This window comes from Proteiniclasticum sediminis (assembly GCF_018128025.1).
Lineage (GTDB): Bacteria > Bacillota > Clostridia > Clostridiales > Clostridiaceae > Proteiniclasticum > Proteiniclasticum sediminis.
In genome coordinates this window covers 1-2438 of sequence record NZ_JAGSCS010000045.1, presented here as the reverse complement: position 1 = coordinate 2438, position 2438 = coordinate 1, and the positions used below count along the sequence as shown (strand labels likewise).

The window sequence follows — 2438 nt, the reverse complement described above, 5'->3', positions numbered from 1 at the left end:
GTTGTGTGTTTGATTTAGTCTAATATTGATTTTCTGTGCTTGAGCCGATATCCATCACCACTCATGTTGAAGATTTCACACTTAAAGACCAGCCGATCGAGGATGGCAGTGGTGATTACTTCATCCCCTAAGAAACCAGCCCATTCGCTGAAGCTTTTATTGGATGTGATAACCAAAGACGTTTTCTCATGCATGGCACTAACAAAGCGAAAGAACAGATTTGCCTCAGAATTGGTCACGGGAAGAAATCCGACTTCATCAATGATAATCAAATCTGATTTCTTGTAGTAGTTCAGGCGACGCTTTGAAGAAGGCGCAATTTCAGCAGTTTTGAGTTGCCTGATCAAATCATCTAAGCTGACAAAAGAGACACTGTAGCCTCGTTCTAGTGCCTCATAGGCTAAAGTCGTTGCAAGATGCGTCTTGCCCACGCTAGGTGGGCCAAGAAACATGATGTTGTAAGCTTCGTCGATCCAGGAGCAATCGGTTAGCCGAAGCATCTGCTCTTTGGTGATGCTCCGTTGGAACCCAAAATCAAACTCTTTCAATGTTTTCTTTGGCGGTAAATAAGATCGCTTTAATCGAAGTTCCGTTGTCCGAGCTTCCTTTAATGCAAGTTGAGCTTGAAGAAATGTTTCGACGCTTTCCAAGGGCGTCAGCCCTTCCCGGAAAAGCTCATTATAATTGAGTGGTTTCAGCCTTAATTCCGTAGTCAATCGTGCGATAGACTGCTGAATTTTACTCATCACCGCCACCTCCTAAAAATTCATAATCCGAGACCTGGCGTCTTTGAATATGGAGATTCGCGATGTTTCGATGATGGAGTGGTCGTATCGCACTGCAGGCCTCATTTTCAATCGACTCCTGTTGCTGCATATACTCCACCACACTCTTTAGGTCATTAATGCTGTACAGTTCTCTAATGCCACAATAAAGCATGGCATCTTCCAGAACCTCTACAGTGGTTGATTGCAGAAGCTGTTTGAGCAGCATCAGTTGATCTCGATAATACCGGGGCTTGCGCTCCCGGATCAGCTTTAGATAGGGGCGCCACTGATCCTTCATCGGACCGTTCAGCAGCAGAAGAATCTCTTCTTCCATTTGATCTAGCGTCGCTGACTTCTCCCTACGGTGATCCGATGCTTTTACCAATTTCCCAGGGAGCAGACTGATCGGGTGCAAAGCCAGTTGAATGTCTCCAAACCGGTCATAAATGGAAAGCGTGTCTTCCTGCACGATTACGGATACGGTAGGGTACTTCTCATGGGTTCCCAGGGGTAAGGAATATCGGCTGCTGTTATAAAGTATGGTATTGTCTTTTCGGACAGTTCGAACTATACTAGGGCTGAGGTTATATATCTTAGATTGTACCGCCCTTAAGTGTTCGCGTTCTAATTCAAACACTTGAGCCGGTACTTTTTTTGTGGTTCCATGGACTTTTGCGTTTCCGGTTCTTTCGAGCCAAGCCAGAAAGGCTTCATTCAGCATGTCCTCTTCCATAAAGTATCGATAAGGGAGAAAGTTCCCTTTAATATATTTTACAGTGCTTTCCACCATACCTTTGGACTCTGGATCTGCCTTTCGGCAGACACGGATGTCCAGCGCAAGCTGGCTCTTATACTGTTCAAACTCATACGTATAGATGATATCGCCACGATTTTCGCTCACGACGATGATGCTGTCTTGGTCTACCACAATTTCTTTGGGGATACCGCCAAAGTGCGCAAACCCATAGTTCATCGCGCGAATCAGATCCCCTGAGGTAAACGGCTTTGTTTGAAAGTAAGCCCATTTGTATCTCGAGTGTGCAAATACCATGCCGGCAAAGTATACTTTCCGATGCCCCTGCCGATCCGGAAGCGGCATATTCTTCACGCCAAAATCCAGCTGAAGCTGATATCCCATAGGAACCTCATCAGAAGCTTCATAGCTTCGAGGGATGGCTTTCTTCGGAAGATGATAGTCGAGCCTAAGGTTTCGCACATATCGGCTTACCGTTCGCGGGGAGACATCTAACGTTCCATAATGTTCGAGCAACCAATCATGAACTTGTGCAGCTGTCATATTGGGATAGGTCTGTAACCAGTCAAGGACCACCGGCTTCAATTTTTCAAGCGCGCTTAACTTTCGGATGGCGATTACATTATCCATGTAATCATCTAAGGTCATCTTGCGATACTTTGATACTGTCTTCCGGTTAATCCGGAGTATCTTGGCAGTCTGTCTTTCCGTAAACCCCTTCTGCTCTAGTTGTTTAATCTTACTGTACATTTCTAACTCCTTCATCTAGTAATACCTCCTGATAGCCATATATCATAGAGGTTATCACACAACTGACGAGAAGTGGTTCCCTTCCTGGCACGAAGTGGTATACTTCGTGGCAGAAACTGGTACCTTTTTAGTGTCCAAAATTGGTATACTTTATTTTACTATTTACA

The 2438-nt window shown here is 45.0% G+C and carries 2 protein-coding genes; both read right to left on the bottom strand.

The window, feature by feature from the left end; translation table 11 throughout:
• Positions 1 to 14: 14 nt before the first annotated feature.
• The gene (istB, locus tag KCG48_RS14390; RefSeq protein ID WP_211802871.1) at positions 15 to 746 is read right to left on the bottom strand and encodes an IS21-like element helper ATPase IstB; all 732 of its coding nucleotides are present in this window, start codon (positions 744 to 746) and stop codon (positions 15 to 17) included.
• Positions 739 to 2286, bottom strand: a complete 1548-nt coding sequence (gene istA / locus KCG48_RS14385) for an IS21 family transposase (protein WP_211802870.1) — start codon at positions 2284 to 2286, stop codon at positions 739 to 741. The genes istB and istA overlap by 8 nt, the downstream gene beginning before the upstream one ends.
• Positions 2287 to 2438 lie beyond the last annotated feature (152 nt).

What these genes read in the sequence shown, in the direction of transcription:
- istA (WP_211802870.1), bottom strand. Translation starts at nt 2,286, where the DNA reads ATGAAGGAGTTAGAAATGTACAGTAAGATTAAACAACTAGAGCAGAAG.
- istB (WP_211802871.1), bottom strand. Translation starts at nt 746, where the DNA reads ATGAGTAAAATTCAGCAGTCTATCGCACGATTGACTACGGAATTAAGG.